General features: G+C 65.3%; 20 protein-coding genes. 7 read left to right on the top strand and 13 right to left on the bottom strand.

All coding sequences use genetic code 11. From position 1 onward, the window contains the following. Nucleotides 1–128: 128 nt before the first annotated feature. Entirely contained in the window at nucleotides 129–500 is a 372-nt protein-coding gene (locus AC25Y4_RS13140; RefSeq protein ID WP_488120862.1) for a DUF488 domain-containing protein, read from the bottom strand. Continuing rightward, a complete protein-coding gene (locus AC25Y4_RS13135; protein ID WP_488120861.1) occupies nucleotides 497–2,548 on the bottom strand; it encodes a thioredoxin domain-containing protein in 2,052 nt (683 codons plus the stop codon). Before AC25Y4_RS13135 ends, AC25Y4_RS13140 begins: the two co-directional genes overlap by 4 nt. A gap of 73 nt (nucleotides 2,549–2,621) precedes the next feature. Here AC25Y4_RS13135 and AC25Y4_RS13130 point away from each other — a divergent pair, with 73 nt between their 5' ends. Then, nucleotides 2,622–3,740 (top strand): hypothetical protein, encoded by a 1,119-nt coding sequence (locus AC25Y4_RS13130; RefSeq protein ID WP_488120860.1) that lies wholly within the window; start codon nucleotides 2,622–2,624, stop codon nucleotides 3,738–3,740. Nucleotides 3,741–3,844: 104 nt separating this feature from the next. Here the strand turns inward: AC25Y4_RS13130 and AC25Y4_RS13125 are convergent, their stop codons facing one another. After that, nucleotides 3,845–4,252, bottom strand: coding sequence for a RidA family protein (locus AC25Y4_RS13125; protein WP_488120859.1), 408 nt, complete (start codon nucleotides 4,250–4,252; stop codon nucleotides 3,845–3,847). A 77-nt stretch (nucleotides 4,253–4,329) separates the two neighbouring features. Here AC25Y4_RS13125 and AC25Y4_RS13120 point away from each other — a divergent pair, with 77 nt between their 5' ends. Then, a complete protein-coding gene (locus AC25Y4_RS13120; RefSeq protein WP_488120858.1) occupies nucleotides 4,330–4,704 on the top strand; it encodes a winged helix-turn-helix transcriptional regulator in 375 nt (124 codons plus the stop codon). A gap of 26 nt (nucleotides 4,705–4,730) precedes the next feature. Here the strand turns inward: AC25Y4_RS13120 and AC25Y4_RS13115 are convergent, their stop codons facing one another. The 4 genes from AC25Y4_RS13115 to AC25Y4_RS13100 form a co-directional block, all read right to left on the bottom strand. Beyond that, nucleotides 4,731–6,149: an NtaA/DmoA family FMN-dependent monooxygenase gene (locus tag AC25Y4_RS13115; protein ID WP_488120857.1), complete on the bottom strand. Its 1,419-nt coding sequence runs from the start codon at nucleotides 6,147–6,149 to the stop codon at nucleotides 4,731–4,733. 102 nt (nucleotides 6,150–6,251) lie between these two features. Next, a complete protein-coding gene (pnuC, locus tag AC25Y4_RS13110; protein WP_488120856.1) occupies nucleotides 6,252–6,917 on the bottom strand; it encodes a nicotinamide riboside transporter PnuC in 666 nt (221 codons plus the stop codon). Next, nucleotides 6,917–7,876, bottom strand: a complete 960-nt coding sequence (locus tag AC25Y4_RS13105; protein ID WP_488120855.1) for a siderophore-interacting protein — start codon at nucleotides 7,874–7,876, stop codon at nucleotides 6,917–6,919. The genes pnuC and AC25Y4_RS13105 overlap by 1 nt, the downstream gene beginning before the upstream one ends. Nucleotides 7,877–8,002: 126 nt before the next feature. After that, a complete protein-coding gene (locus tag AC25Y4_RS13100; RefSeq protein WP_488120854.1) occupies nucleotides 8,003–8,956 on the bottom strand; it encodes an NAD(P)-dependent alcohol dehydrogenase in 954 nt (317 codons plus the stop codon). A 116-nt stretch (nucleotides 8,957–9,072) separates the two neighbouring features. Here AC25Y4_RS13100 and AC25Y4_RS13095 point away from each other — a divergent pair, with 116 nt between their 5' ends. Next, complete coding sequence (locus tag AC25Y4_RS13095; protein WP_488120853.1) at nucleotides 9,073–9,657, top strand: TetR/AcrR family transcriptional regulator; 585 nt, start codon at nucleotides 9,073–9,075, stop codon at nucleotides 9,655–9,657. On the opposite strand, the gene AC25Y4_RS13090 is transcribed toward AC25Y4_RS13095, so the two are convergent. After that, nucleotides 9,639–10,961 (bottom strand): aminotransferase class V-fold PLP-dependent enzyme, encoded by a 1,323-nt coding sequence (locus AC25Y4_RS13090; RefSeq protein ID WP_488120852.1) that lies wholly within the window; start codon nucleotides 10,959–10,961, stop codon nucleotides 9,639–9,641. The genes AC25Y4_RS13095 and AC25Y4_RS13090 overlap by 19 nt on opposite strands. Nucleotides 10,962–11,177: 216 nt before the next feature. After that, complete coding sequence (locus AC25Y4_RS13085; protein ID WP_488120851.1) at nucleotides 11,178–12,011, bottom strand: aldo/keto reductase; 834 nt, start codon at nucleotides 12,009–12,011, stop codon at nucleotides 11,178–11,180. 546 nt (nucleotides 12,012–12,557) lie between these two features. Here AC25Y4_RS13085 and hrpA point away from each other — a divergent pair. Then, nucleotides 12,558–16,448: an ATP-dependent RNA helicase HrpA gene (gene hrpA, locus AC25Y4_RS13080; RefSeq protein WP_488120850.1), complete on the top strand. Its 3,891-nt coding sequence runs from the start codon at nucleotides 12,558–12,560 to the stop codon at nucleotides 16,446–16,448. A gap of 700 nt (nucleotides 16,449–17,148) precedes the next feature. On the opposite strand, the gene AC25Y4_RS13075 is transcribed toward hrpA, so the two are convergent. The 3 genes from AC25Y4_RS13075 to AC25Y4_RS13065 are packed head-to-tail and all read right to left on the bottom strand — an operon-like array spanning nucleotide 17,149 to nucleotide 19,867. Continuing rightward, entirely contained in the window at nucleotides 17,149–17,949 is an 801-nt protein-coding gene (locus tag AC25Y4_RS13075; protein ID WP_488120849.1) for an amino acid ABC transporter ATP-binding protein, read from the bottom strand. After that, complete coding sequence (locus tag AC25Y4_RS13070; protein ID WP_488120848.1) at nucleotides 17,946–18,971, bottom strand: amino acid ABC transporter permease; 1,026 nt, start codon at nucleotides 18,969–18,971, stop codon at nucleotides 17,946–17,948. The genes AC25Y4_RS13075 and AC25Y4_RS13070 overlap by 4 nt, the downstream gene beginning before the upstream one ends. Next, nucleotides 18,971–19,867, bottom strand: coding sequence for an ABC transporter substrate-binding protein (locus AC25Y4_RS13065; RefSeq protein WP_488120847.1), 897 nt, complete (start codon nucleotides 19,865–19,867; stop codon nucleotides 18,971–18,973). Before AC25Y4_RS13065 ends, AC25Y4_RS13070 begins: the two co-directional genes overlap by 1 nt. A 208-nt stretch (nucleotides 19,868–20,075) precedes the next feature. Between AC25Y4_RS13065 and AC25Y4_RS13060 the strand changes: the two genes are divergently transcribed. Beyond that, entirely contained in the window at nucleotides 20,076–20,792 is a 717-nt protein-coding gene (locus AC25Y4_RS13060; protein ID WP_488120846.1) for an alpha/beta fold hydrolase, read from the top strand. 34 nt (nucleotides 20,793–20,826) lie between these two features. Here AC25Y4_RS13060 and AC25Y4_RS13055 read toward each other — a convergent pair whose 3' ends face one another. Beyond that, nucleotides 20,827–21,687: a sulfurtransferase gene (locus tag AC25Y4_RS13055; RefSeq protein WP_488120845.1), complete on the bottom strand. Its 861-nt coding sequence runs from the start codon at nucleotides 21,685–21,687 to the stop codon at nucleotides 20,827–20,829. Between the two features lie 108 nt (nucleotides 21,688–21,795). On the opposite strand from AC25Y4_RS13055, the gene AC25Y4_RS13050 reads away from it, so the two are divergent. Continuing rightward, the gene (locus tag AC25Y4_RS13050; protein WP_488120844.1) at nucleotides 21,796–23,004 is read left to right on the top strand and encodes an MFS transporter; all 1,209 of its coding nucleotides are present in this window, start codon (nucleotides 21,796–21,798) and stop codon (nucleotides 23,002–23,004) included. A 37-nt stretch (nucleotides 23,005–23,041) separates the two neighbouring features. Continuing rightward, a complete protein-coding gene (locus AC25Y4_RS13045) occupies nucleotides 23,042–23,866 on the top strand; it encodes an aldo/keto reductase (protein ID WP_488120843.1) in 825 nt (274 codons plus the stop codon). Nucleotides 23,867–23,907 lie beyond the last annotated feature (41 nt).

Below are 23,907 nucleotides of genomic sequence, written 5' to 3'. Positions count from 1 at the left end.
CAGCCCCCCGGTGGAAATCGCCAGAAGATCAATGGTGGCGCTTGGCACAGTCTACGCCGCAGATTGCTGCTTCCATGCACGTTCTGAGAGCGTGGTTTTTCGTGGCCCATTCGGGGGCCAGTCCGAATCTATTCGTTCAGGAATTCAGCCAGGATCCTGGCGTGATTTACCCGTGGATCATGCGCCGCATACAACAGCGTCGTCGGCCGCTTCGCCGCGTCGTTCTGCGCGATGAGACCCACCAGCGCGGCGACGGCTGCGACGCTGTCCGGGTTCTCGGTGAGCTCGGCTCTATATCGCGTCGCGAACTCGTCCATCCGGTCTGGATCGTGGTTCCACCACGTGCGGAGCTCAGGACTGGGTGCCACGTCCTTCACCCAGGCGTCAAGGTGCGCGTCTTCCTTGCGCACGCCGCGCGGCCAGAGTCGATCGACCAGCACGCGGCAGCCGTCCTCCGGGCTCAGGTCGTCGTAAATCCGCTTAATCTGTACGTCGCTCATCTCTCCATTGTGCTGTCAGCGTCCCCCGCCGCCAACCCGCGCACCCACTCAGTGGGGTCGGTGACCGGTACCCGGCACACGAAGTTGTGGCACAGATAGGCCGTCGGCATCCCCTCGAGAGCGGTGCGACCGGCGACCAGCTCGAATCCCGCCGCCACCCAGTCTTTCGCCTGGGCTTCGGTCACGATGACCGCGGTGACCGTGGCCAGCGACACGGCAGCGGATGCCGATGCGCCAGCCGATGCCGATGCGCTAGCGGATGCCGGTGCGCCGGTCTGGCCGACGGGGTTGCGCAGGTGGCCGAGGAGCCCGCGAGGATCTGCACTGGCTGCCTCTGCATTCGGAGACACCACCACGAGCTGCCGGGGAGGAACGACCAGCCGCGCCATGACGCCAAGTGCGGCACCGAACGCCAGCGGGCGCTCTGGGGCGATCGCGGCCAGCGCTGCGAGGCCGGCCTCTGCGGCCTCCCGGTAGCGCTGCTCCTCCGTCAGCTCGTAGAGCAGCCGGCATGCATCGGCCAGCGCGCTGATGCCAGACGGGTAAGCCCCCTCAGATGGATCGATCTGCACAGCGAGCCTCTGCCCGACCAGGATCGGGTCGGCGCCATGCGGAGGTGCGAACACCGCGGCGTGCGGCTGCGATCCAGGGCCGGTGCCCGCATCAGCTTCCGTGGCAGCGTCAGCGTCGGTGCCCGTGTCGGTGGCTGAACCTAGAGTGCTGTCAACAAGGTCCCGCGCAATCGTGGCGTATCGCGACTGCCCCGTCACCATCGCCAGCTCGAGGAGGCCCCGTGCGAACATGCCGTAGTCCTCCAGCGTCGCCCGCGCCGCAGAGAGTCGCTGGCCAACGGAGGCACGCACCAGCTGCCTGTCAGCCAGCAGATGGTGCGCGATGAGGTAGTCGGCGGTCGAGCGGGCAGCGGATGTTGCTGTGTCGTCTCCGAACACGAATCCAGCACGCGCCAGCGCACCGATCGCCAGTCCGTTCCAGCCGGTGAGCACTTTCTCGTCGAGGGCCGGCGGGGTTTCCACGGCGCGGTCATCCGCTTCGAGTGAGTAGTACCCACCCTCTGTGCGCTGGCCGTTGACCGTGCTCTCCGAGTCTTGTGCGCTGGCGAAACCGCCGCTCGGCAGCTGCATCACGTCGGTCAGGAAGCGCGTGATTCCGGTCGCGACGATGCGCGCCCACTCCTCGCCGGTCAGTTGCCAGGCGCGAGTGTAGAGATCGAGCAGCTGCGCGTTGTCGTAGAGCATCCGCTCGTAGTGCGGTTCGCTCCAGTCCGCCCGCACGGCGTAGCGGAAGAATCCGCCCTCGACCGGGTCACGGAGCGGCGACGCCCCCATTCGCTTCAGCGTGCGCAACGCCAGTTCCGTTCCCGACGATGAGGACGCGCTGAGCAGGAAGCCAAGAGCAGGCGCCACGGGAAACTTGGGGGCACCGTCGAATCCACCATGCGTCTGGTCTTCGTAGGCGATGAGTTCGTCGACCGCCGCCTGGAACTCTGTATCAGTCGGCAGCGGCTCCGTCGATCCGCTCAGCTGGCCGGCCGCATCGGCAATCGCAGCGGCGATCTGATCGGCGCTGGCCTCGACGGCGACTCGCTGGTTCGTCCAGGTCTCGGTGACGGCTTCGAGCACCTGCGGGAACGAGGGGCGCCCGAACGATGGCGCCGGCGGGAAATAGGTGCCGGCGAAAAAGGCCTTGCCCTGTGGTGTCACGAAGACGTTGAGTGGCCACCCCAACTCTGGCGTGAAGGCGCTGGCCGCGGCCAGATAGCTGGCATCGACATCAGGATGCTCTTCCCTGTCGACCTTGATACTCACGAAATGGTCATTCAAGTACTCGGCAATTGCCGGGTCGCTGAAGGATTCCCTGGCCATCACGTGACACCAGTGACAGGTCGAGTACCCGATGGAGACGAGCACCGGAACGTCGCGCCGGGCAGCTTCGGCGAATGCCTCTTCGCCCCAGCCGAACCAGTCGACCGGATTGTCGGCATGCGAACGCAGGTACGGGCTGATGGCCTCTGCAAGTCGGTTAGGCATGTTCTATTCTGCCTCCTACTCGTATGCAAAAGGCGGAGTAATCTTCACCGTAACGGACGGTTTTCACTCAGTGATGCGGGCATCAGAGGCCGAAGAATTGTGGTCGGCTGCGCAAGCCAATGCGCAACTGCTGGTTCGGCTACGCACCGAGTATGCCGGGCGCCATGACGTACTCGACGCGCTCTGGTGGGCCGCGCATCCGCTCACGACCTCTCCACGGCAGGTGCCGGACCCGGCGTCGCACCTCGCGAGCCTGCAGGCCGCGGTGTTCTCTCGCCGAAACGAGACGGAACCCCTGATCGAGGTCACGTACCACACCGGGTACAGCGTGCGGATGACGAAATCGGAGCACAAGCTCAGGGTGCTGCTCCAGGAACTGGCCGACGATGAGGCAGCGCTCGATGCCCTCCTCGAGCGGATGCGGGATCACCCGGCGGCGGACACCGGAACGGCTGTGCCACCCGACGCTGACACTCGCGCTAACCCTCGCGCTAACGCAGACGCTGACCTCGACACTTCCCCCGACCCTGCCCTCGCTACAACAAGCCTGGCTGATCCGACGCACCGCTGGGGCCAGCGCTCACCCCCGGCCTCGCCCCCAGAAACGCCGCCAGAATCACCCCCGAACACGCGATGGCGGAAGCGGCCGGCCACGAGCGTCCTCGTGGCGATCGGCGCCTGCGTCGGAATCGTGGCTGGCCTTATCGCTGGGGTGTGGTTGAAGGGCATGCTCGATCAGCCAGGGACAAGCACGGCCGCCGTGTCGAATATGTTCGCCGCCTTCGAGACCACGGGCTCCCCGCAGCCACCCGGCAGCGCGAGCGACGTGCTGCAGGTCTTCGACCAGCCCGCTGGGCTCCCGGGCGGCGAGACGTTGAACCTCGGGCGGGGTTTCGTCAACGAATCGATCAGGAGTGTGTTCGGCACGGTGCGGCAGCCGGGCGGATACGGGGTCTACGCCGTGCAGCGGGAAACGGATGACTATTGCCTGGTCATCCTCGACGGCTACCAGGGCATCAGCTCTGCGTGCGCGAGCTTGCGCGTGCTCCAGCAGAACGGGCTCTGGCTGATGAGCAGGGTCGTCGCGAAGTTTGCCGGCGGGGACAACCCACACAGCCCGCTCTATGTTGATGTCGCCGTACGGTGGGCGCCTGATGGCACGTTCTCCCAGCACGCCGTCCCGTCGCACTGATGGCCGAGGTGCAGACTACGCGAGCACCGTGCGTGCGCTGGGTATGACGCACCAGCCAGAAGCGTTACCGCGGCAAGACGTGGAGCAGGCGACGAGGCGACGGCTCAGTCAAGTACGGCGTATGCCTCGAGTTCGACGAGCACGTCGGGTTCGAACAGAATGTCGACACCGATGAGCGATGCCGGCGGCATCGGCTGAGGCAGACCGAGTTCCTGGGCCACGAGTTCGACGCCTGCCATGAAGTCGCCCATCTTCTCTGGCGACCACTGGGTGGCAAAGAAGCGCAGGCGCACGACGTCGGCGAACGTCGCACCCGCTCCGGCGAGCCCGCGGGCGGTATTACGCAGCGTCTGGGCGACCTGCCCGGCCAAGTCGTCCGCCATGTAGTCGGTGTCGGGGTCCCGGCCGACCTGTCCAGCGACGTGCACATGGCGGGTACCCGTCGCGACGGAGACGTGGGCGTAAGGCACGGGCTGGATCATGCCCTCAGGGGATAGCAGCTGCACGGTCATAGGTTTCCTTAGTTCGAGCGAGTAGGTACCCCATGTCTACCTGGTGCACGAAGGGAACTTCAACGAGACTAGGTGTCATGAACGAAACCTCCCACGCCGACGCTGCCCTGCTCCTGGTCGATGAACCGCACCGCGAACTGCTCGACCAGGTTCTCGACAAGTGGTCACTGCAGGTACTCGATGTGCTGTGCGGCCATCCCCTGCGTTTCAACGAGCTGCGCCGCGAGATCCCGGCCATCGGGCAGAAGTCGCTCACCGCTACGCTGCGTCGCCTTGAACGCAACGGTATGGTCGAGCGCGTCGTGATCACCACGCGTCCCCTCGCCGTCGAGTACCGAGTCGCCCCGATTGGCGACACGCTCAACGAGCTCATCGACGCGCTACTGCGCTGGACGACGGCGAACATGTCCGAGGTGGAGCGGGCGCGGGCACGGTTCGACGACGAGGAATAGCGCGCCGCTCGCCTGCGCTGCTCGCCCTACGCCGTCCGGCTACCTGCCTGCTCCTGCTGCTCCCGTTCGACGGCGTGCAGGTTTCGTGGACGGTCAAGGCCCAGGTGATCGCGCAGGGTTGACCCGGTGTACTCGGTGCGGAACAGCCCGCGCCGCTGCAGCTCAGGCACCACCAGGGTGGTGAACGCCTCGAACTGGTCGTTCATGAAGGCTGTGAGCACGTTGAAGCCATCGACGGCACCAGAGGTGAACCACTGCTCGAAGTGATCGGCCACCGAGACGGCATCCCCCACGACGACCGATGCCGGAATCACGTGCGTCACGAGCAGATGCCGGTACGTGACCGGCCGCGATGCGCTGCCAAGCCTGCGCCCGGTCCGCGCGGCAACCGTCTCGAGGAGTTGCTTGCCGACATCGCTGAAGCGGGCAGCCACCCGAACGGGAACGAGGTCGTCGAGTCCCCGAGGGCCGAGCGCCACCCCAACCACCTGTGACAGCGCACGGATGCTGCGCCCCTTGGGGAAATCATCCGCTTTCGAGAGCTCTGACCCGTCGTCAAGGGGAACCAGAGAGATCAGGGTGTCGAAGATGTCCCAGGCTTCCTCCCGCGTCTCGGCCACGATGGGCAGCACAGGCGTGATCACCTTGAGCTGGCCGGGGTCGCGTCCGACGTCAGCCGCTTCCTGCTTGATGCGCGCGGTGAATGCCACGGCTTCGGCAAGCGACGGCAGGGCGACGAGAGCCAAGTCGGCCTCGTCCCGCACCAACTGCCGCGAGCGCAGCGATGTGCCGGCGTGTACCAACGGCAGGTGTCCCTGCACGGGCCTCGCCACATTCAGCGCCCCCGCCACACGCACGTGTTCGCCGCCGTACTGGGCGCGGTGCAGCTTGGACGGGTCGATCAGCGCACCGGTCACACGATCGCGCACGAATGCGTCGTTCTCCCAGCTGTCCCAGAGCAACCGCAGCGCATCAACGAACTCGCCAGCCTGGTCGTAGCGGTGCTCGTTGCCCCAGTGCTCGTCGCGCCCGTGGTTGCCGGCTGCGCGCGGCTCGGCGCCCGTCACGACGTTCAGCCCGGCTCGCCCACCGCTCAACCGGTCAACGGATGCCGTCGCCCTGGCCAATGCGTAGACATCCGTGTATGTGGTGTTGGCCGTTGCGATGAGGCCGATCTTCTTCGTCACCCCGGCCAGGAAGGTGATGGCGGATAGCGGGTCGATGCGAGCCAGCAGGTACGGGTCGCGGAACTCCAGGTCGTGGCCGGTCGCCAACCAGTCGCCGAAGAAGAGGTAGTCGAGTTTGGCGGCTTCGGCCAGTTTCGCCGTCTTGCGGAGCACGGCCGTGTCGTCGAGTGGGTTGTTGTGGGCGCCGGGGTACCGCCAGCCAGACGGGTATGCCCCGAGGGCCCTGAACATTGCTCCGAGAATGATGTGCTCGCTCATGCCTGCACGCTATGCGCATCGGGCGCGCCCCGGCGAGCGTGTTACGCCCGGCAGTTCACATGACGCAACCGGACGTAATGTAGCCCGGTGGTCGAGGAGACCCTAGGTGAGGGCTGGTGCGCCACTCTGCCTGCGCTGCACCTGCATCCAGACGAAGAAGCCGGCGAGCGTGAACGCCCCGTAGAACACGTACATCAAAGCGGATGCGTAGAAGCCAGCGCTGAACAGCAGGGGAACGCCCACGAGGTCGACGGCCACCCAGATGAGCCAGAACTCTGTCCATCCCTTTGCCATGCCGTAGGTGGCGAGCAGCGAGCCGGTAAAGATCCAGGCGTCGGCCCAGACCGGTTCGTACGATCCAAGTGCGGTGAAGATCGGCGTGAGCACCAGTGTTCCGGCAACCATGCCGACGCCGAGGAGAATGCGCACTCGATTGCCGGCCCACCGCGGGGAGACGGCAATGTGCGTCGTCGAATTCCGACTGCGCGACCACTGGATCCAGCCGTAGATCGACACCACGATGAACATGATCTGTCGACCGGCCTGGCCCCACAGGTTGATCGGGTTCGGGGTGTCGAACACCGCGCCCAGGAACACCGTGAAGAGCAGCGCGTTACCGACAATGCCCACGGGCCACGCCCAGATCTTGCGGCGCATGCCACCGAGTGCACTGGCCAGCCCGAATGCGTTGCCGACGATCTCGCGCCAGAGAACCACCTGGTCGCCGATATGTAACTGGGCGTCGAACAGCCACTCGATCAGGTTCATTAGCGGGTGGAGCGTTCCGGGACCGCTGCGTCAAACTGTGCCGCTTCGACCTGCGCCGCTTCAACCTGCGCTTCTGCGTCGTCGACGGGGGCGTTCCAGTCGCGCTTGGCCGAGCGCCAGCCGTCTTCGGCCAGGCCGCGCTTCCAATACCCGGAGATGGAGAGGAAGTCACGCGGCACGGCCTTGTCCACCCGCAGGAAGCGACGGATCTCGCGCACGAATCCGGCGGCCCCGTGCACGAACGCGTGCACCTGGCCCTCGGGGAACGGAAGGTCGCGCACGATGGCGACGATGGCGGCATCGGGGTCTGTGCCCGAGTCAGAGCCAGAGCCAGAGCCAGAATCAGTAGTGCCCTGCTCGTCGCGGTGCACCCAGGTCACATCGAGCTGCGCCGCCGTAACAAGGGGGTACTCATCGGCCGCGGTGCCAACCTCGATCACGGCAACGGCGGTCGCCGTGGCGGACAGTGCCTCGAGCGCGCGGGCGATGGCGGGCAGTGCTGAGTCATCGCCGACGAACAGGTGCCAGCCGGCATCCGCTCTGGGCGAATATGCCCCGCCGGGACCACGTACGTACAGTTCGTCGCCGGGCTGAGCGGATGCTGCCCACGGACCGGCGACACCCTCATCGCCGTGCACCACGAAGTCGATTGACAGCTCGCCGAGTGCGGCATCCCAGCGACGCACCGTGTAGGTGCGGAGGACTGGCCAGAACTCTGTCGGGTGATCGAGCTTGACCTGTTCGACGTCGTACGGCACCGCATAGGGCGCACCGGTGGGCGCGAAGATCAGCTTCACGTAGCTGTCGGTGGGTGCGGACTCCGCCATCGGGAAGTCGGCCAGGCCTTCGCCGCCGAACACCACGCGCACCATGTGCGGGGTGATCCGCTCTGTGCGCAGCACGCGAGCGCGCGCAACCGACTGAACTTTTCGCTCACGGGGCAAGTCTGTAGCGGACACGAGTGGGATCCTCTCTGGGCGACGGGACCATTACTGTGGCCAAGGACCAGCCTACGCAGTGCAGAGAGCCTGCGCGGCCCGTCCCGCCCGCCCGGCTCGTCCGGCTCGTCTCACCCGTTCCGCCCATCAGCCCAGGACCTGAACCACGTTCTTTCCGCGCCCCCCGCCGGCCTCGAGCGAATGGTGCGCCGCTGCGATCTTCTCGAGCGGATAGATTTCGTCAATTACCGGAACGATCCCGCCGGCCTCGACGATCGTGGTGAGCTCTGCGATCACGCCTCGCGCGGGCTGGCCGAAGAATGTCCGAATCCGCTTCGGTCCGTACACAGCAGACAGGATCACGGCTGCCATGCTCCTCATCGAGCTGAATGCGATCGTCACCATGCGGCCATGCGATGACAGGTGTCGCCGATACCGCAGGAGGTCGGATCCAACGGTGTCCACGATCACATCGAACGTTCCGAGGTCGTCAACTGCTGTCGCCCGGCGATCCAGGGCCACGTCGGCGCCCAACGACAGAACAAGGTCGATGTTCCGCTCGCTGACGAGAGCGGTCACGTGGGCTCCGAGGAAGTGCGCGTATTGCACCACCACGCTCCCGACCCCACCGGCACCACCGCGGACGAGCACGCGGTCACCCGACCCGACCCGACCGGTGTCGCGCACGGCGGTGATCGCCGTGACGCCAACAGCAGGCAGGGCAGCGGCATCCACCTCATTCAGGTTGAGCGGCATGATCGCGAGCAGGGACGCGTCAATGACCATGAATTCGGCCGCAGCGCCGGTCGAACGGGGGAAAAATCCGGCCTTGATCCCCCAGACTCGGTCACCCGCCCGAAATGTGGTGATGTCGCTTCCCACCGCTTCAACCGTTCCGGCCACGTCGATGCCGGTGCCCTGCGGAAAGCGGCGCCCAGCGAGAAACCTGAGCGAACCGCTGCGAGTGTCCGTGTCCATCGGATTGACGCTGGTGGCGGCCACGCGCACCAACACCTGTGATGCCGTCGGCACAGGCACCGGAACCTCGACAATTGCAAGAACGGCCGGACCCCCGTACCTCAAGAATTGAGCAGCACGCACGAGGTCTCCTTCGATAAATGGAACGACCGTTCCAACTGTGAACGCTATCGTTAACTGGCACGGTAATTCCACTTAGTACATTCGTTCACGTATTCCACCTAGCCCAGGAGGCACCCATGGCCGCGACGGGAGCAACCGAGCTGCGCGTAGACGCCCGCGACAATCGCGATCGCATCGTGGCTGTGGCCAGCGACGCGTTCGCCGAGCTCGGCACGGGTATCTCAATGACCGAGGTGGCTAAACGCGCGGGCGTCGGCGTTGCCACGCTCTTTCGACGATTCCCCACCAAGGAAGCGCTGATCGATGCCGTCTTCTCCAGCAGCGTTGCATGGTGGAAGGGGCGCCTGATCGATGCCAGCGCCGAGCCGCATGCATGGCGCGCGCTCCGCACGATCGTCGAAGAGGCGGCCGCCGAACAGGCCCGCCACCCGGCGTGCGCTGACATGGTCGTCACCTCGTTCCTGCACGGCGACGGCTATGTCGCTGAGCGGCGAAGCATCGAAGCAGGATTTACGGAGCTCATCCGCCGGGCGAAGGCCGACAACCACGTGGTTGCCGATCTGCACTGGCGTGATTTCACACTCCTCATGGAGGCCAATGCGGGTGTCGTCATGGCTGCAGAGGGCGATGCCGCAGCTGCCTCGCGCCGCCTGACGGACCGGCTGCTGGATGCGTTCGAACGTCAGGCGCCGCAGCCGTAGTAGCCGACGCCCGCTCCGAGCACCGGCGCCCACTCCGGCCTGGGCCGGTCGTCCCCGCTCACGCCCCACTGCCCATCGATGAGCTCGTAGGTGGAGACCGGGCCATGTGCGAGATAGTCGGCCACGGCGTCGACGAGGGCTGCGACATCCGCTGCCGACGAACCGACTCCGACACTTGCGCGCAACGCCGGTTCTGTGATGCCGAGTCTCGTGAGCAGCGGATGCGCGCAGAATTTTCCGTCGCGCACGCCGATTCCGCGTTCGGCCGAGAGATACGTGGCCAGCAACCGAGAGTCGACGCCGGCCACAGTGAAGCTGACGACCCCGACGGGCGCGGAGGAATCGGGGAAGATCTGCAGCACGCGCACCCCGGGGAGAGCGGACAGGCCGTCGACCAGCTGCGCGCGCAATGCGGCTTCGTGCTCATGCCAGCGGGCATCGTCGAGCTCAGCCAGGGCGTGCAGGGAGCGGGCGAGCGTTGCAACCCCGAGCACGTTGGGCGAGCCGGCCTCATGCCTGGCCGGCCCGGTGCGCCAGGTGGTCTCGTCGAGGGAGACGCGGCTGACCGCGCCGCCGCCGAGCAGGTACGGCGTGCCGGCGTCGAGCCAGTCGCCGCGACCCACCAGCACCCCAGCTCCGAACGGGGCGTAGGTCTTGTGCCCCGAGAACGCCAGGTAGTCGATGCCGTCGTAGGCCAGGTCCACCCTGCGATGCGGCACGAGTTGCGCGCCGTCGACGGCCAGACGGGTGCCGTAGCGGTGGGCAATGGTGGCGAGCGCCTTGAGTGGCAGAGTCTCCCCCGTCACGTTGCTGGCGCCGGTGACCGTGAGCAGCGCTGCGGGCCGATCGGCGAGCGCGGCGGCAACCTTCTCCAGCGTCTCGGCGATAGTCGCACCCGCGGTGATCACCCGGCCATCGGTCTGTGTCCACGGCAACAGGTTGGCGTGGTGCTCAATGTCGAGCAGCACGGTCTCCCCCGGCACGATACTTGCGAGCAGGTTGAGGGAGTCCGTCGTGTTGCGGGTGAAGATCACCTGGTCGTTCGGCCGCGCCCCCACGAAGTCGCCAACGACGATGCGGGCGTTCTCATAGGCAGAGGTGGAGACCTGCGACGCGTACCCCGCGCCGCGATGAACACTCGCGTAGAGCGGCAACACCTCTGTCAGGTGCTCGGCGACAACCTCGAGCGCCGGCGTCGAGGCGGCGTAGTCCAGATTGATATAGCGCGTGCTGCTTCCGTCGATGAGCGGCACCGTGAGGTCTCCGCCGACAACCGGAAGCAATGGACAGTCAGTGATGGACATGCACCGACGCTAAGCCTGGGCAGCGGATGCCGCTATCGACGGCGACACACGACGTAAGAGTCGTCGCGGAACGTAACATCCGCCCGCCGCAGTTGCGACGAGCGGATGGTGAGCACCGTTGGTCGAGGAGGCCGGTCACGGCCGTCTCGAGACCTCCCAGCGCAGGTTGATTTCGAGACGCTCGCTGGCGCTCGCTCCTCAATCAACGGTGCCGGGCTAGTTGACCTCGTTGGGGTGTGCGCTCACGCGGCCCGCACGCTCGAGGGCCGTGATGGCCGACATCTCTGAACCGCTCAGCTCGAAGTCGAAGACGTCGAAGTTCTCGACCATGCGCTCGCGACGGTTCGACTTCGGGAAGACGATGTTGCCGCTCTGCAGGTGCCAGCGGATGACGACCTGCGCCGGCGACTTGCCGTGCGCCTCAGCCGCGATGGCAACCACGTGCTCGTCGAACAGCGGGTACTTGCCCTGGCCGAGCGGTCCCCACGCCTCGATCTGGATGCCGTGGCGACGCGCGAACGTGGTCGTTTCACGCTGCTGGTGTGCGGGGTGCAACTCGATCTGGTCGACGGCGGGGACGACATCCGTTTCGGCCAGCAGTCGCTGCAGGTGCGGCTCGAGGAAGTTCGAGACGCCGATGGAGCGAGCGCGGCCGCTTTCCTTGATCTGTTCGAGTGCCTTCCAGCTCTCGATGTACTTGTCCTGCGCCGGTGCCGGCCAGTGGATGAGATACAGGTCGACGTACTCCAGCCCGAGCTTCTCGAGGCTTTCGTCGAAGGCATCGAATACTGACTCCGTGCCCTGGCGGTCATTCCACAGCTTGGTGGTGATGAACAGGTCTGAGCGGTCAATGCCCGACCGCGCGATCGAGTCGCCGACGCCGACCTCGTTGCCGTAGACCGCCGCAGTATCAATGTGCCGGTAGCCCACCTCAAGAGCATCGGTCACGATGCGCATCGTCTCGGTTGGGTCGACCTTGAAGACACCGAAACCAAGCTGCGGGATCGTGTGACCGTCGTTGAGCGTGAGGGTGGGAACAGAATTCGTCATGCGTCCACCCTATTCATAGTCACGATTTGTAGTCACGATTCATCGTCACTCGGGGAAGAAGTTCTGCCACGGATCATCCTGATAGCCCTTCCCTCTGCGCCCGCGCTTGGACGGTTTCCCCTGGCCCTTGAGCGCGACGGAACCGGCTACATACGGTCGGTCGGGAACATTCCAGCCGATCCGTTCGTCCCACTGATGTGTGTTCACCGCTGGCAAGAATGTCAACGATGCGACGACGGACCGGCTCGGCCATCACCTCAAACGGATGCATGTGAAATGGCTGCATGTGGCCACGGTATCCGCCCTCGATCGCGACGAATGAGTTCTCCACAACCTGAACGAGAACCAGGGGCACCCCCGATTTAGTCTTCTGAACTTCCGGCTCATATGAGCCGGAAGTTCAGAACGCTAAATCGGAACCCCTCCTGCCAAGCTAAGCGGGCAAGGCAGGGCCGGGCGGGGCGCTGTGGGCGAGTCAGGCGGCGGCACACGGCGCGCCCCAGCCGACATCTGTCGCTCACCAACACCGAATACGATGGAAAGCTCATGGAACCCGCACTGCTTCCCACGATCACCTTCCCCCCTGAGCTGCCGGTCAGCCAGATGCGCGAGGACATTGCGCGCGCCATCAGCGACAACCAGGTGGTCATCGTCGCCGGGTCGACCGGCTCTGGCAAGACCACCCAGCTGCCGAAGATCTGCCTCGAGCTCGGCCGCGAAAGCATCGGCCATACCCAGCCTCGCCGTCTTGCTGCTCGCACCATCGCCGAGCGCATCGCAGACGAACTCGGCCAGGAGGTCGGCCAGCTCGTCGGCTACCAGGTGCGCTTCACCGACAAGGTCGGATCGAACACTCGCATCAAGCTGATGACCGACGGCATCCTGCTCAACGAGATGCACCGCGACAAGCTGCTGCGCAAGTACGACACCATCATCATCGACGAGGCGCACGAGCGCAGCCTCAACATCGACTTCCTGCTCGGCTACCTCAAGCAACTGCTGCCGCAGCGCCCCGACCTGAAGCTCATCATCACGTCGGCCACCATCGACCCGCAGAGCTTCGCCGCGCACTTCGCGTCCGCCGACGGCACACCCGCTCCCATCGTCGAGGTATCTGGCCGCACTTATCCGGTTGAGATCCGGTACCGCCCGCTCGTCGCAGAGGCCATGACCGAAGCGGATGACGACACCGACGTCCTCGACAAGGCCGCGGCCGCCGTCGACCGCGACTACATCGAGGGCATCAGCGCTGCCCTCGACGAGCTGGAGCGCGAGTCCAACGGCGACGTGCTCGTCTTCCTCTCCGGCGAGAACGAGATCCGTGACGCAGCGGATGCCTTGCAGGGCAAGTTCGCGTCGTCGAACCGCGCCAGCCCCACCGAGGTGCTGCCGCTCTACGGGCGACTGTCGTCCGCCGACCAGCACAAGGTGTTCCAGCCCTCGACGATCGCCGGCGTCCGCCGCCGCATCGTGCTCGCGACGAACGTTGCAGAAACCAGCCTCACCGTGCCCGGCATCCGGTACGTGATCGATGCCGGCACCGCGCGCATCAGCAGGTACAGCGTGCGTTCCAAGGTGCAGCGACTGCCCATTGAAGCCATTTCACAGGCATCCGCTAACCAACGCAGCGGCCGCAGTGGCCGAACGAGCGACGGTATCGCCATCCGTTTGTACTCCGAAGAGGATTTCACGCGGCGCCCTGAGTACACAGAGCCCGAGATCCTGCGCACCAACCTGGCTGCCGTCATCCTGCAGATGATCTCGCTGGGCCTCGGCGACATCGCCGCGTTCCCGTTCCTCACGCCGCCCGATTCGCGGGGTATCAAAGACGGCCTCGACCTTCTTTCAGAGCTCGGCGCGATCGAATCGAACGGCAGCCGCGCAGGCAGCAGCGGTGCGACCAAGAGCACAACCGGCGGCGCATCGGCCACCTCGAAGCTCAGCCGCGTCGGGCACCAGCTGGCCAAGCTGCCCATCGACCCACGCTTCGCGCGCATGGTCGTCGAGTCGAAGGCGCAGGGCACCAGCCGCGAGGTGATGGCGATCGTTGCAGGCCTCACCATTCAGGATCCGCGGGAACGCCCATTGGAACGACGCCAGCAGGCCGACGAGAAGCACGCCCGCTTCGTCGACCCGACGAGCGATTTCCTCACGCTGCTGAACCTCTGGAACTACCTCGAGAAGCAGCAGGCCGAGCTCGGCTCCAGCGCATTCAGGCGCCTGTGCAAGAACGAGTTCCTCAACTACCTGCGGGTACGCGAATGGCAGGACGTCTACCGCCAGCTCAAGCAGCTGGCCAAGCCGCTTGGCCTTCACATCGGCGATCCAGCGGTCAATCCAGACGGCATCCACCGCTCGCTGCTGTCAGGCCTGCTGTCGCACCTCGGGCTGAAAGACACCGCCAAGCGCGACTATGTCGGGGCGAGGCAGCAGCGCTTCGTGCTGTTCCCCGGGTCAGCTCTGGCCAAGAAACAACCGCCGGCGGTGATGAGCGCAGAGCTCGTCGAGACCAGCAGGCTGTTCGCCCGGATGAACGCCGCCATCGACCTGGCCTGGGCCGAACCGCTGGCCGGCGACCTCTGCAAGCGCAGCTATTCTGAGCCGCACTGGGAGAAGAAGCAGGGCGCCGTCGTCGCCTACGAGCGGGTGACGCTCTACGGTGTTCCGATTGTGGCCAGGCGCCGCGTGCAGTTCGCCAGGGTCGACCAGCCGTATGCCCGCGAGCTGTTCATCCGGCACGCGCTCGTCGAGGGCGAGTGGGACATCGACCGCATCGACAAGCGCCTCACCGCGTTTGATCGCGCGAACCAGAAACTGCGCGACGACCTCGCAGAGCTCGAAGAGCGCACCAGGCGTCGCGACATCCTCTTCGACGATGAGGCCGTCTTCGAGTTCTACCAGCGCCGTATTCCAGCGGATGTCGTCTCCACCCGCACCTTCGAAACCTGGTGGAAGAAGGCCAGGCTCGAGACGCCCGACCTGCTCACGATGACCGCGGAGACCCTCGTCGCCGAGGACACCCCGGAGATCGACGAGTCGCTGTTCCCGCCGATCTGGCAGCAGGGCGACCAGAAGTTCGCGCTCAGCTACCGCTTCGAGCCGGGTTCAGACGACGACGGCGTCACCGTCCAGGTGCCGCTGGCCCTGCTTGCCCGGCTCTCGCCGGCCGGCTTCGACTGGCAGGTACCCGGTTTCCGCCTCGAGCTCGTGACCGCGCTGATCAAGTCGCTGCCGAAGGCCATCCGTCGCAACGTGGTTCCCGCAGCCGACTGGGCCGCCAGGCTGCTCACCGAATTGCCGGCCGCTGCGCCGTCTGACACCCCGACAGCGCAAGCGCCGGCGTTCACGCAGGTGCTGGCCTCTCTCATCCAGCGCCTCACGCACGTGCCGGTGAGCCCGTCTGACTTCGACCTCTCGCGGATTCCGCGCCACCTGCGCATGACGTTCAGTGTCGTCGACGACCGCGGGCGTGCGATCGCCAGCGGCACCGACCTCGGCCAGCTGCAGCGCCAGCTCGGCAGCCGTGCCAGGGAGAGCGTCGCCGCGGCATCCGCTGCCACGCCAAATGCCATCGAGCGCAGCGGTCTCACGACCTGGGACTTCACAGAACTCCCCCGCTTCATCGACACGAAGCAGGGCGAGAACACCATCCGGGCGTACCCGACGCTGATCGATGACGGTTCATCCGTCTCCATCAAGCTGATGAGCACCGAGGCAGAGCAGGCACGCACGCTGCCGAGTGGTGTGCGCCGATTGTTACTGCTGGCCACCCCGTCGCCGGTGAACTACGTGCAGCAGCACCTCACCGGTACAGAGAAGCTCAGCCTGTCGACCAGCCCGTACCGCTCGACCCAGGCGCTCTTCGACGACTGCCTCGCCGCCTGCATCGACGACGTGCTGTACCGCGTTCAGCCCGACGGCCTGGTCTTCATGAAGGTGCAGTTCGAGACGCTGCGCGACCGGGTCTCCGGCGTTGTCATGGACTCCATGTTCGAGACGGTCGGTCTCGTCGCCCGCATCCTCACGGCATCTCGGGCGGCCGACAAGGCGCTCAAGGCCTCGACGAGCATCACGCTCATCCCTGCCCTCAGCGATGCACGTGCCCAGCTCGCCGGACTCGTGTACCCGAACTTCGTGAGCGCGACAGGCCTCACCCAGCTGCGCCACCTGCCGCGCTACCTCGGCGGCATCAGCGCGCGCATCACCAAGCTGGTCGAGAACCCGTCACGCGACCGCGTCTGGATGAACGAGATCCAGGCAGCCATGGCCAAATATACGGATGCCGGCGGCACGATTCCGCTGGCCCCGCATGCCCCAGCCCAGCTGGTTCGGGCGCGCTGGATGATCGAGGAACTCCGCATCAGCCTGTTCGCGCAGGAGCTGAAGGCGGCAGAGTCGGTCTCCCTGCAGCGGATCCAGAAGGTACTCGCCGGCTGACCTTCCTCCACTGGTTGGGGAGCGCCTCCCCCGCCGGTTGAGGAGCGCCCGACGGAGGAGGCCGCGCCTCGAAACCGCTGCGCCCGCCGGGGGCCGGCCGCACCTCGAAACCAACACTGGTTTCGAGACAGGGGCTCGCAGGCTCGCACCTTCCTCAACCAACGGCGGAGGGCATCCGCTCGCCGAGAATCGCCGTTTCGCCCGAGAGTCGCCGTTATAGCGGCGATTCTCGGGCAAAACGGCGACTTTCGAGGGACAGAGAGGGCAGGCGAAGGCATATAGAGCGTCGGCAACGGCAGAGTATTGCTGGCGACGGGAGAGACTGCTGGCGAGTGCCCCACATGCCGCAATCCGCAAAACGGCCACCCGTCGGTCCCCCGGGGCGTCGCGAAAACAGGATGAATCGACCATTTGTCATCGAAAACCGGACAGATCGCGCTCTCTGCGGCAAACGTTCCGGTATTGGCGACGGCTGGACGGACGATTGGTCCGCTGTGGTCTCGCAGTGATGCTGCGCCGCCGGGCCGCCGTCGAGAATGACCTTCGGTCACGACTTCCACGCCCTGGCGCGCGGAATCCCCTCTGGCGCGTGAAATATCGCGCGCCAGAGGGGCTTTCGCGCGCCCAGCTGACATCGGATGGCTGTTCGCCCCATTGACGCTCGCCGGAGCGCGACTAGCTACGGCACCTGCGCGACGGCCTACAGCACCTTCGACAGGAACGCCTGCGTGCGCTGGTGCTGCGGGTTCGCCAGCACTTCACGCGGGTCACCAGATTCGACGACGACGCCGCCGTCCATGAAGACCATCGAGTCGGCGACCTCGCGAGCAAAGCCCATCTCGTGGGTGACCACGATCATGGTCATGCCCGATGCAGCCAGGCCCTTCATGACATCGAGGACCTCACCGACGAGCTCTGGATCGAGCGCACTGGTCGGCTCGTCGAAGAGCATGAGCTTCGGTTCCATGGCCAGTGCCCTGGCGATCGCGACCCGCTGCTGCTGTCCGCCTGACAGGTGCGCAGGGTAGTAGTCGGAGCGATCCGCAAGTCCAACGCGAGCGAGCAACTCACGAGCGCGCTGCTCCACCTCTGACTTGCGTTGCTTCTTCACCCGCATCGGGGCTTCCATCACGTTCTCGAGCGCGGTCATGTGCGGGAACAGGTTGAAGCGTTGGAAGACCATCCCGATCTCGCGGCGCTGCCGAGCCGCTTCCTTCGGGCGCAGCTCGTACAGCTTGCCGTTGGCCTCACGGAAGCCGACGAGTTCGCCGTCGACGCTCAGCCGGCCGGCGGTGAGCACCTCGAGGTGGTTGATGCACCGCAGGAACGTGGACTTGCCAGAACCCGACGGGCCGACCAGGCACATCACCTCACCCCGCTTCACCTCGAGGGAGATGCTCTTCAGCACCTGGTTCGAGCCGAAGCTCTTCGAAACGCCCTCTGCCAACACCATGGGCACATCGGTGCTGACGGGAGGAACCGGGATAAACGTCTCGGTCATCGCATGCCTCCGTGCCCAGGGTTGATCGGTGGGTTGTCATTGTCAGTCGGAGGCAGCACGACCGTCGGCTGGTTGGCGGCGGTCACGGGCAGGGTGCCGGTGATCGTCGTCTGGTCGTCCTTCTTGTCTGGGCGCCGATCGCCGACGCCCCTGGCGAAGCGTCTCTCCAGGAAGTACTGGCCGACCATCAGGATCGAGGTGAAGAACAGATACCAAATGGATGCCACGATCAGCAGCGGGATGGGATTGAACGTCTCAACCGAGATGTCGCGGGACCGCGCGTACAGGTCGAAGCTGAACGGCACGGCAATGACGAGCGAGGTCGTCTTCAGCATCGAGATGACCTCGTTGCCCGTGGGCGGGATGATCACGCGCATCGACTGCGGCAGGATGACGCGCCACATGGTCTGGAACCAGCTCATCCCGAGCGCTGTCGATGCTTCCTCCTGGCCACTATCCACGGACAGCAAACCGGCCCGCACGATTTCAGCCATATAGGCCGCTTCGTTCAGCGACAATCCAATGACCGCGAGCATGAACGGCGTGACCGCAGCGTTGGTACCGATCGAGAACCACGGCTCCATGAACGGGATTCCGATGTCGATGGTGGAGTAGATGATGGAAACGAGACCCCAGAAGGTCAGCTGCACGTAGATCGGTGTGCCGCGGAAAACCCAGAGGTAGAACCAGGAGATGCTCTTCAAGACCGGATTCGGTGACAGCCGCATGACGGCCAGCGCAACTCCGAGCACGATGGCGATCACCATGGAATAGACCGTCAGCTGGAGGGTCACGAATGCGGCCTCGCTGATGCGACGGTCGAACAGGTACTTTCCCACCTCCGGCCAGTCGTACGCCGGGCGGCCAGCCGCATCGATGATGAACAGCGCGAAGATCACGACCAGCACAACGGCGAACGTGTTGCGCCAGGGATGCTTCAGCCGGATCGCCTTGATCGGCGCGGACTCACCGCCACTCTCCGGCGGGGTTGCCGCCGGAGAGCTCTGCACGGTGTCGGTCATTAGCCGTTCGACGCAGCGTTGATGGTGATCTCGGTGATGCCGCCATCCGAAACGCCCCAGGCGTCGAGGATCTCGGCGTAGGAACCGTCGTCGACCATGGACTGCAGGGCAGCCTGCACGGCCTTGGTCATCTCAGAGCCCTTCTGGGTGGCGATACCGTACGGTGCCACGTCGAAGCTCTTGCCTGCGGCCTGGAGCTTGCCGTCGGTCTTGGAGATGGCATAGCCGGTGACGGGTGAGTCGGCGCTCAGCGCGTCGGCCTTGCCGAGCACGACGGCGTTGGTGGCTTCTTCCTGTGCGTCATACTTCTGAACCTCGATGGCCGGCTTGCCCGCGGCCGCACAGGCCTCGTTCTTTGCCGGGAGTTCGTCGGTCTCCTCGACCGTCCCGGTCTGAACGGCGACCTTCAGCCCACAGGCGTTGTCGGGGTCGACCGTCTTACCGGCCGGAGAAGCCCACAGGATGCCGGCGTTGTAGTAGTTGACGAAGTCGACCTGCTTCTCACGCTCGACGTTGTCGGTGAATGACGATTCGCCGATCTGGACCTTGCCGCCCGTGATGCTCGGGATGATGTTCTCGAACTTGGCGACCTGGTACTCAGGGGTCAGGCCAAGCTTGGCCGCGATTCCGTTGGAGATCTCAATTCCCCAGCCGATCGGCTGGCCGGACTCGTCCTTGTACTCGTTCGGCGGGTACGCCGCGTCTGTGCCGATCAGGAGCGTTCCGGTGCTCGCGATGTCTGCGGGAACAAGCGCTGCGGCGGCGTCATCTTTGGAGATAGCGCTCGTTGCGCTGCTCGATGTGCTCGTAGATGGTTCCGAGTTGTCTACACAACCGGTGAAGATAAGGGCAACGGCAGCTGCGGCCACTGCCGGGATTGCGAATTTTGCGCGCATTTCAACCTTCTTATTTCTCGGGCTATTCAAATCTGGTTGGTACGAATCCGGGCATGATACGAGCGTTCAACCACGGACATTCTTGAGCCTATAACAGGCCTCGCACGCTGATTCGGTGCGTAGATAACGTTTTGAATACCGCATTCCGGCGGTCTCTCCGGCTGCTGCGCCACTTGTCCGACACCGGTCTTGCCCCTAGGGTCTCGGCATGGACATCATCTTGGTTCCCGGGTTCTGGTTGGATGCATCGTCGTGGTCGAACGTCACGCCTCCGCTGGAGTCCGCGGGGCACCGGGTGCATCCGCTCACGCTGCCTGGACTGGAATCGGTGAATTCTCCGCGGGCCGGCATCGGACTGCGCACCCACATCGACGCGGTGGTTGCGGCAGTCGACGCCATCGAAGGGCCCGTCATTCTCGTGGGCCACTCCGGGGGCGGGGCGATCATCTATGGGGCGATCGATGAACGTCCGGAGCGCGTGGCGCGCGGCATCTACGTTGACAGCGGACCGCTCGCAGCGGGCTCCGCCATCAACGACAGCCTGCCGTTTGAGGGCGATGACATTCCATTGCCGCCATGGGAGCTCTTCGAGGATGAAGACCTCGTTGATCTGGACGATGATCTGCGCGCACAGTTCCGCGCACGCGCCATCCCCGAACCTCGTGGCGTGGCCTATGACGAACAGCAGCTGCACGACGAGCGTCGCTTCGACGTGCCGGCGACAGTCATCGCGTGCGAGATGCCGTCCTCCTTGTTCATCAAATGGGTCGAGGAGGGCCACCCCTATGTGGCAGAGCTCGGACGCCTGCGCGATGTCGAATATGTCGACCTGCCGACGGGACACTGGCCACAGTTCACCAAGCCAGCAGAGCTCGGCGACGTCATTCTGGCTGCGGTCGACCGGTCCGCGCGATTTCCGGCGTAACCTCCTCGGCCACGAAGGTTCAGGCCACCGAGTTTCAGGCCCGCTGGTCGCCGGTTTCCACCGGGCGGTCTGGCAGGTTTGACCATTGCGACCACGAGCCTGGGTAGAGCGCCGGCTCATACCCGGCGAGCGTCAGCGCCACGGCCTCGTGCGCCGCGGTGACACCGGAGCCGCAATACACCCCGACCTGTGCAGCAGCAGCAGCGCCAGCTTCCCCCGTTCCGACACCCAGCGCTTCAAACCGCGCCTGCAGCACCTCCGGTGGCAGGAATCGTCCGTCAGCATCCACGTTCTCGGTCGTCGGCGCACTGCGTGCCCCCGGAATATGGCCGGCCCGCGGGTCGATGGGTTCCGTCTCCCCGCGATACCGAGCGCCGGCTCGCGCATCGAGCAGCACGCCGGTCATCGCTACCTCGGCAGCGGCATCCGCGTTCAGAGTCGGCATCCGCCCAGAGTCAAGCGTGATCGAGCCGGCGGAAATCTGCTCATCGCCGTCTGCCAGCGGCAGTCCGGCCGCCACCCAGGCCGGCAGAGCGCCGTCGAGGAGACGAACATCGCTCACCCCGGCATCCTTCAACAACCACCAGGCCCTGGCCGCTGCAAAGTTGCCCTGACCGTCGTAGACCACAACGGTGTCGCCATCGTTGACGCCCCACCGTCTGGCCGCGGCCTGCAACTGCTCTCGAGTCGGCACCGGATGCCTGCCCTCCGTCGGCTCCCCATGTCGCGCAAGTTCTGTGTCGAGGTCGGCATACGCAGCAGACGGAATATGCCCGCGCAGGTATTCGCCGAGGCCGGGCGGGCCGCCGAGCGACCACCGCACATCGATCACGCGGACGTTGTCACGTACGGCCAGTTCTTCGGCAAGCTGCTTCGCAGAAATCAGGATGGTCACGCAGTCAACGGTAGTGGTTTCGATGCCGCCCAGGTCGATCTTTCAGGGGGCCGGCTGCATCCGCCCTCGCGCCCGCAATCGCCCTGAGAGACGTAGACTTGATTAATTGTGAGCAGCTACATCAACCTTCTGAAGACCCCGGGCGTCGGCCGAATCATCGCAGCTCAGCTCACGGCGCGTTTCCCGTTCGGAATGCTCTCGATCGCATTCCTGATTCACATTGAACAGGTCTACAACTCATATGCAGCGGCGGGTATCGTGCTGGGCGCCATGAGCATCGGCCAGGCCATCGCAGGCCCGCTCACCAGCCGGCTCATGGGGCGGTGGGGCATGCGTCCTGTCATCCTCATCACGATCGCCATTTGCTCTGCGTCCATCATCCTCATGGCCGTCCTGTCGCTCCCGATGCCTGGACTCATCGTCGTCGGCTTCATTGCCGGCCTGTCGATGCCACCCATCCAGCCGGCCGTCCGCACCATCTACCCGAAAATGGTCAACTCCACCCAGCTCACGCCGTTGTTCTCCCTCGACGCATCAGCGCAGGAGATCATCTGGGTACTCGGCCCGGTCATCGCGACGTTTGTGGCGATCCAGGTCAGTTCGGTCGCCGGCATTCTGCTGGCCGCTGCGTTCCTTATCGGTGGTGGAATCTGGTTCGTCGCGTCCCCAGAAGTCGGCCGTGTTCGCATTCCGCGCAGCAAGCGACGACTCGGTGTCGTGCTCAAGCGCCCGGCCGTACTGCTCAGCACCATCGTCGGATTCATGCTCGTGGCATCAGCCGCGTCCGTCGAGGCCGGCGTTGTGGCGTCCTTCGGTCATGGCAGTACGGACTCAGGCTGGGTGCTCGCTATCTTCGCTCTCGGCTCCCTCATCGGTGGACTCGCACTCGGGCACATGCCCATCGGCCCGTGGGCGCTGGCCAGTCGCATGCTCGTTGTGACAATCGGCATGATCCTGGCCTGCTTCTCGCTCGATTTCTGGTGGCTTTCCGCCACGCTGTTCATCGCCGGAATCGGCATGGCGCCAGCCCTCGCCGTGTTGTTCGGCATCGTGTCTGCGAGCGTCAAATTCTCCGACACCGCGGAGGCATACGGCTGGGTCGGCACCGGACAGCTCATCGGCGCCGCCCTCGGATCCGCGATCGCCGGCGTCCTGATCGATACATACGGCGGCCAGGCGGCCCTCGTCGTCGCGGCAAGCTTCGCCGCCCTCGGCTGCATTATTCCGGCGCTCGGTCGCCGTTGGCACCCCGACCTCCGCGGCCGCGATGCCGGCCCGATCCCCGATACAGCCCCGGTACCCATCCAGGCGTCCTAGCACTTCACATCGCAACTCAACTAGTTAGGTGCACCCCATGACGGCATCCCCCCGCCTCCCCATGAACGACGGCCGCACCATTCCGCAGGTCGGTCTCGGCGTCTACAAGATCGCCGACAACCTCGCAGCGGATGCCGTCGAGACCGCCATTACCGCTGGGTACCGTCACATAGACACCGCGGCGCTCTACGAGAATGAGGTCGGGGTCGGCGCCGGTATCGCCAGGGTCGCCGTGCCACGGGACGACCTCTTCGTCACCACGAAGGTGTGGAACAGCGACCAGGGCTATGACAGCACCCTGCGCGCGTTCGACACGAGCCTGGCCAAACTGGGCCTCGACTACGTCGACCTGTACCTCATCCACTGGCCGGCGCCGAAGCAGGACCGTTACATCGACACCTACCGCGCGCTCGAGACGCTGCACGCCGAGGGCCGTGCGCGCTCCATCGGTGTCTCCAACTTCCACGACCACCACCTCGACCGGCTGCTCGCAGAGACGTCGATCACCCCGGTGATCAACCAGATCGAGCTGCACCCCTGGTTGCAGCAGAGTGCAATGCGCGCTTGCGACGCTGCGCACGACATCCTCACTGAGGCCTGGTCACCGCTGGCCAGGGGCAGGGCTATCGGTAACAGCACCCTCGACGAGATCGGCGAACGCTACGGCAAGTCGGCGGCCCAGGTCGTCATCCGCTGGCACGTCGAACTCGGCAACGTCGTCATTCCGAAATCCGTCACGCCTGAGCGCATCGTGGCCAACCTCGACGTCTTCGATTTCACGCTCACTGCCGACGAGATGCAGGCGATCGCCGCACTCGACTCCGGTGAGCGCACGGGCAAGGACCCAGACGACCTCGATTAAGGCGACCTCGACTAGGGCGACCTGGACTAGGGCGACCTGGA

The organism is Leifsonia sp. Y878, assembly GCF_057669685.1.
This window is presented reverse-complemented; position numbering and strand designations above follow the sequence as displayed.

What these genes read in the sequence shown, in the direction of transcription:
- AC25Y4_RS13065 (WP_488120847.1), bottom strand. Translation starts at nt 19,867, where the DNA reads ATGCGCGCAAAATTCGCAATCCCGGCAGTGGCCGCAGCTGCCGTTGCC.
- AC25Y4_RS13130 (WP_488120860.1), top strand. Translation starts at nt 2,622, where the DNA reads ATGCGGGCATCAGAGGCCGAAGAATTGTGGTCGGCTGCGCAAGCCAAT.
- hrpA (WP_488120850.1), top strand. Translation starts at nt 12,558, where the DNA reads ATGGAACCCGCACTGCTTCCCACGATCACCTTCCCCCCTGAGCTGCCG.
- AC25Y4_RS13135 (WP_488120861.1), bottom strand. Translation starts at nt 2,548, where the DNA reads ATGCCTAACCGACTTGCAGAGGCCATCAGCCCGTACCTGCGTTCGCAT.
- AC25Y4_RS13120 (WP_488120858.1), top strand. Translation starts at nt 4,330, where the DNA reads ATGAACGAAACCTCCCACGCCGACGCTGCCCTGCTCCTGGTCGATGAA.
- AC25Y4_RS13095 (WP_488120853.1), top strand. Translation starts at nt 9,073, where the DNA reads ATGGCCGCGACGGGAGCAACCGAGCTGCGCGTAGACGCCCGCGACAAT.
- AC25Y4_RS13070 (WP_488120848.1), bottom strand. Translation starts at nt 18,971, where the DNA reads ATGACCGACACCGTGCAGAGCTCTCCGGCGGCAACCCCGCCGGAGAGT.
- AC25Y4_RS13085 (WP_488120851.1), bottom strand. Translation starts at nt 12,011, where the DNA reads ATGACGAATTCTGTTCCCACCCTCACGCTCAACGACGGTCACACGATC.
- AC25Y4_RS13090 (WP_488120852.1), bottom strand. Translation starts at nt 10,961, where the DNA reads ATGTCCATCACTGACTGTCCATTGCTTCCGGTTGTCGGCGGAGACCTC.
- AC25Y4_RS13115 (WP_488120857.1), bottom strand. Translation starts at nt 6,149, where the DNA reads ATGAGCGAGCACATCATTCTCGGAGCAATGTTCAGGGCCCTCGGGGCA.
- AC25Y4_RS13140 (WP_488120862.1), bottom strand. Translation starts at nt 500, where the DNA reads ATGAGCGACGTACAGATTAAGCGGATTTACGACGACCTGAGCCCGGAG.
- pnuC (WP_488120856.1), bottom strand. Translation starts at nt 6,917, where the DNA reads ATGAACCTGATCGAGTGGCTGTTCGACGCCCAGTTACATATCGGCGAC.
- AC25Y4_RS13075 (WP_488120849.1), bottom strand. Translation starts at nt 17,949, where the DNA reads ATGACCGAGACGTTTATCCCGGTTCCTCCCGTCAGCACCGATGTGCCC.
- AC25Y4_RS13045 (WP_488120843.1), top strand. Translation starts at nt 23,042, where the DNA reads ATGACGGCATCCCCCCGCCTCCCCATGAACGACGGCCGCACCATTCCG.
- AC25Y4_RS13125 (WP_488120859.1), bottom strand. Translation starts at nt 4,252, where the DNA reads ATGACCGTGCAGCTGCTATCCCCTGAGGGCATGATCCAGCCCGTGCCT.
- AC25Y4_RS13060 (WP_488120846.1), top strand. Translation starts at nt 20,076, where the DNA reads ATGGACATCATCTTGGTTCCCGGGTTCTGGTTGGATGCATCGTCGTGG.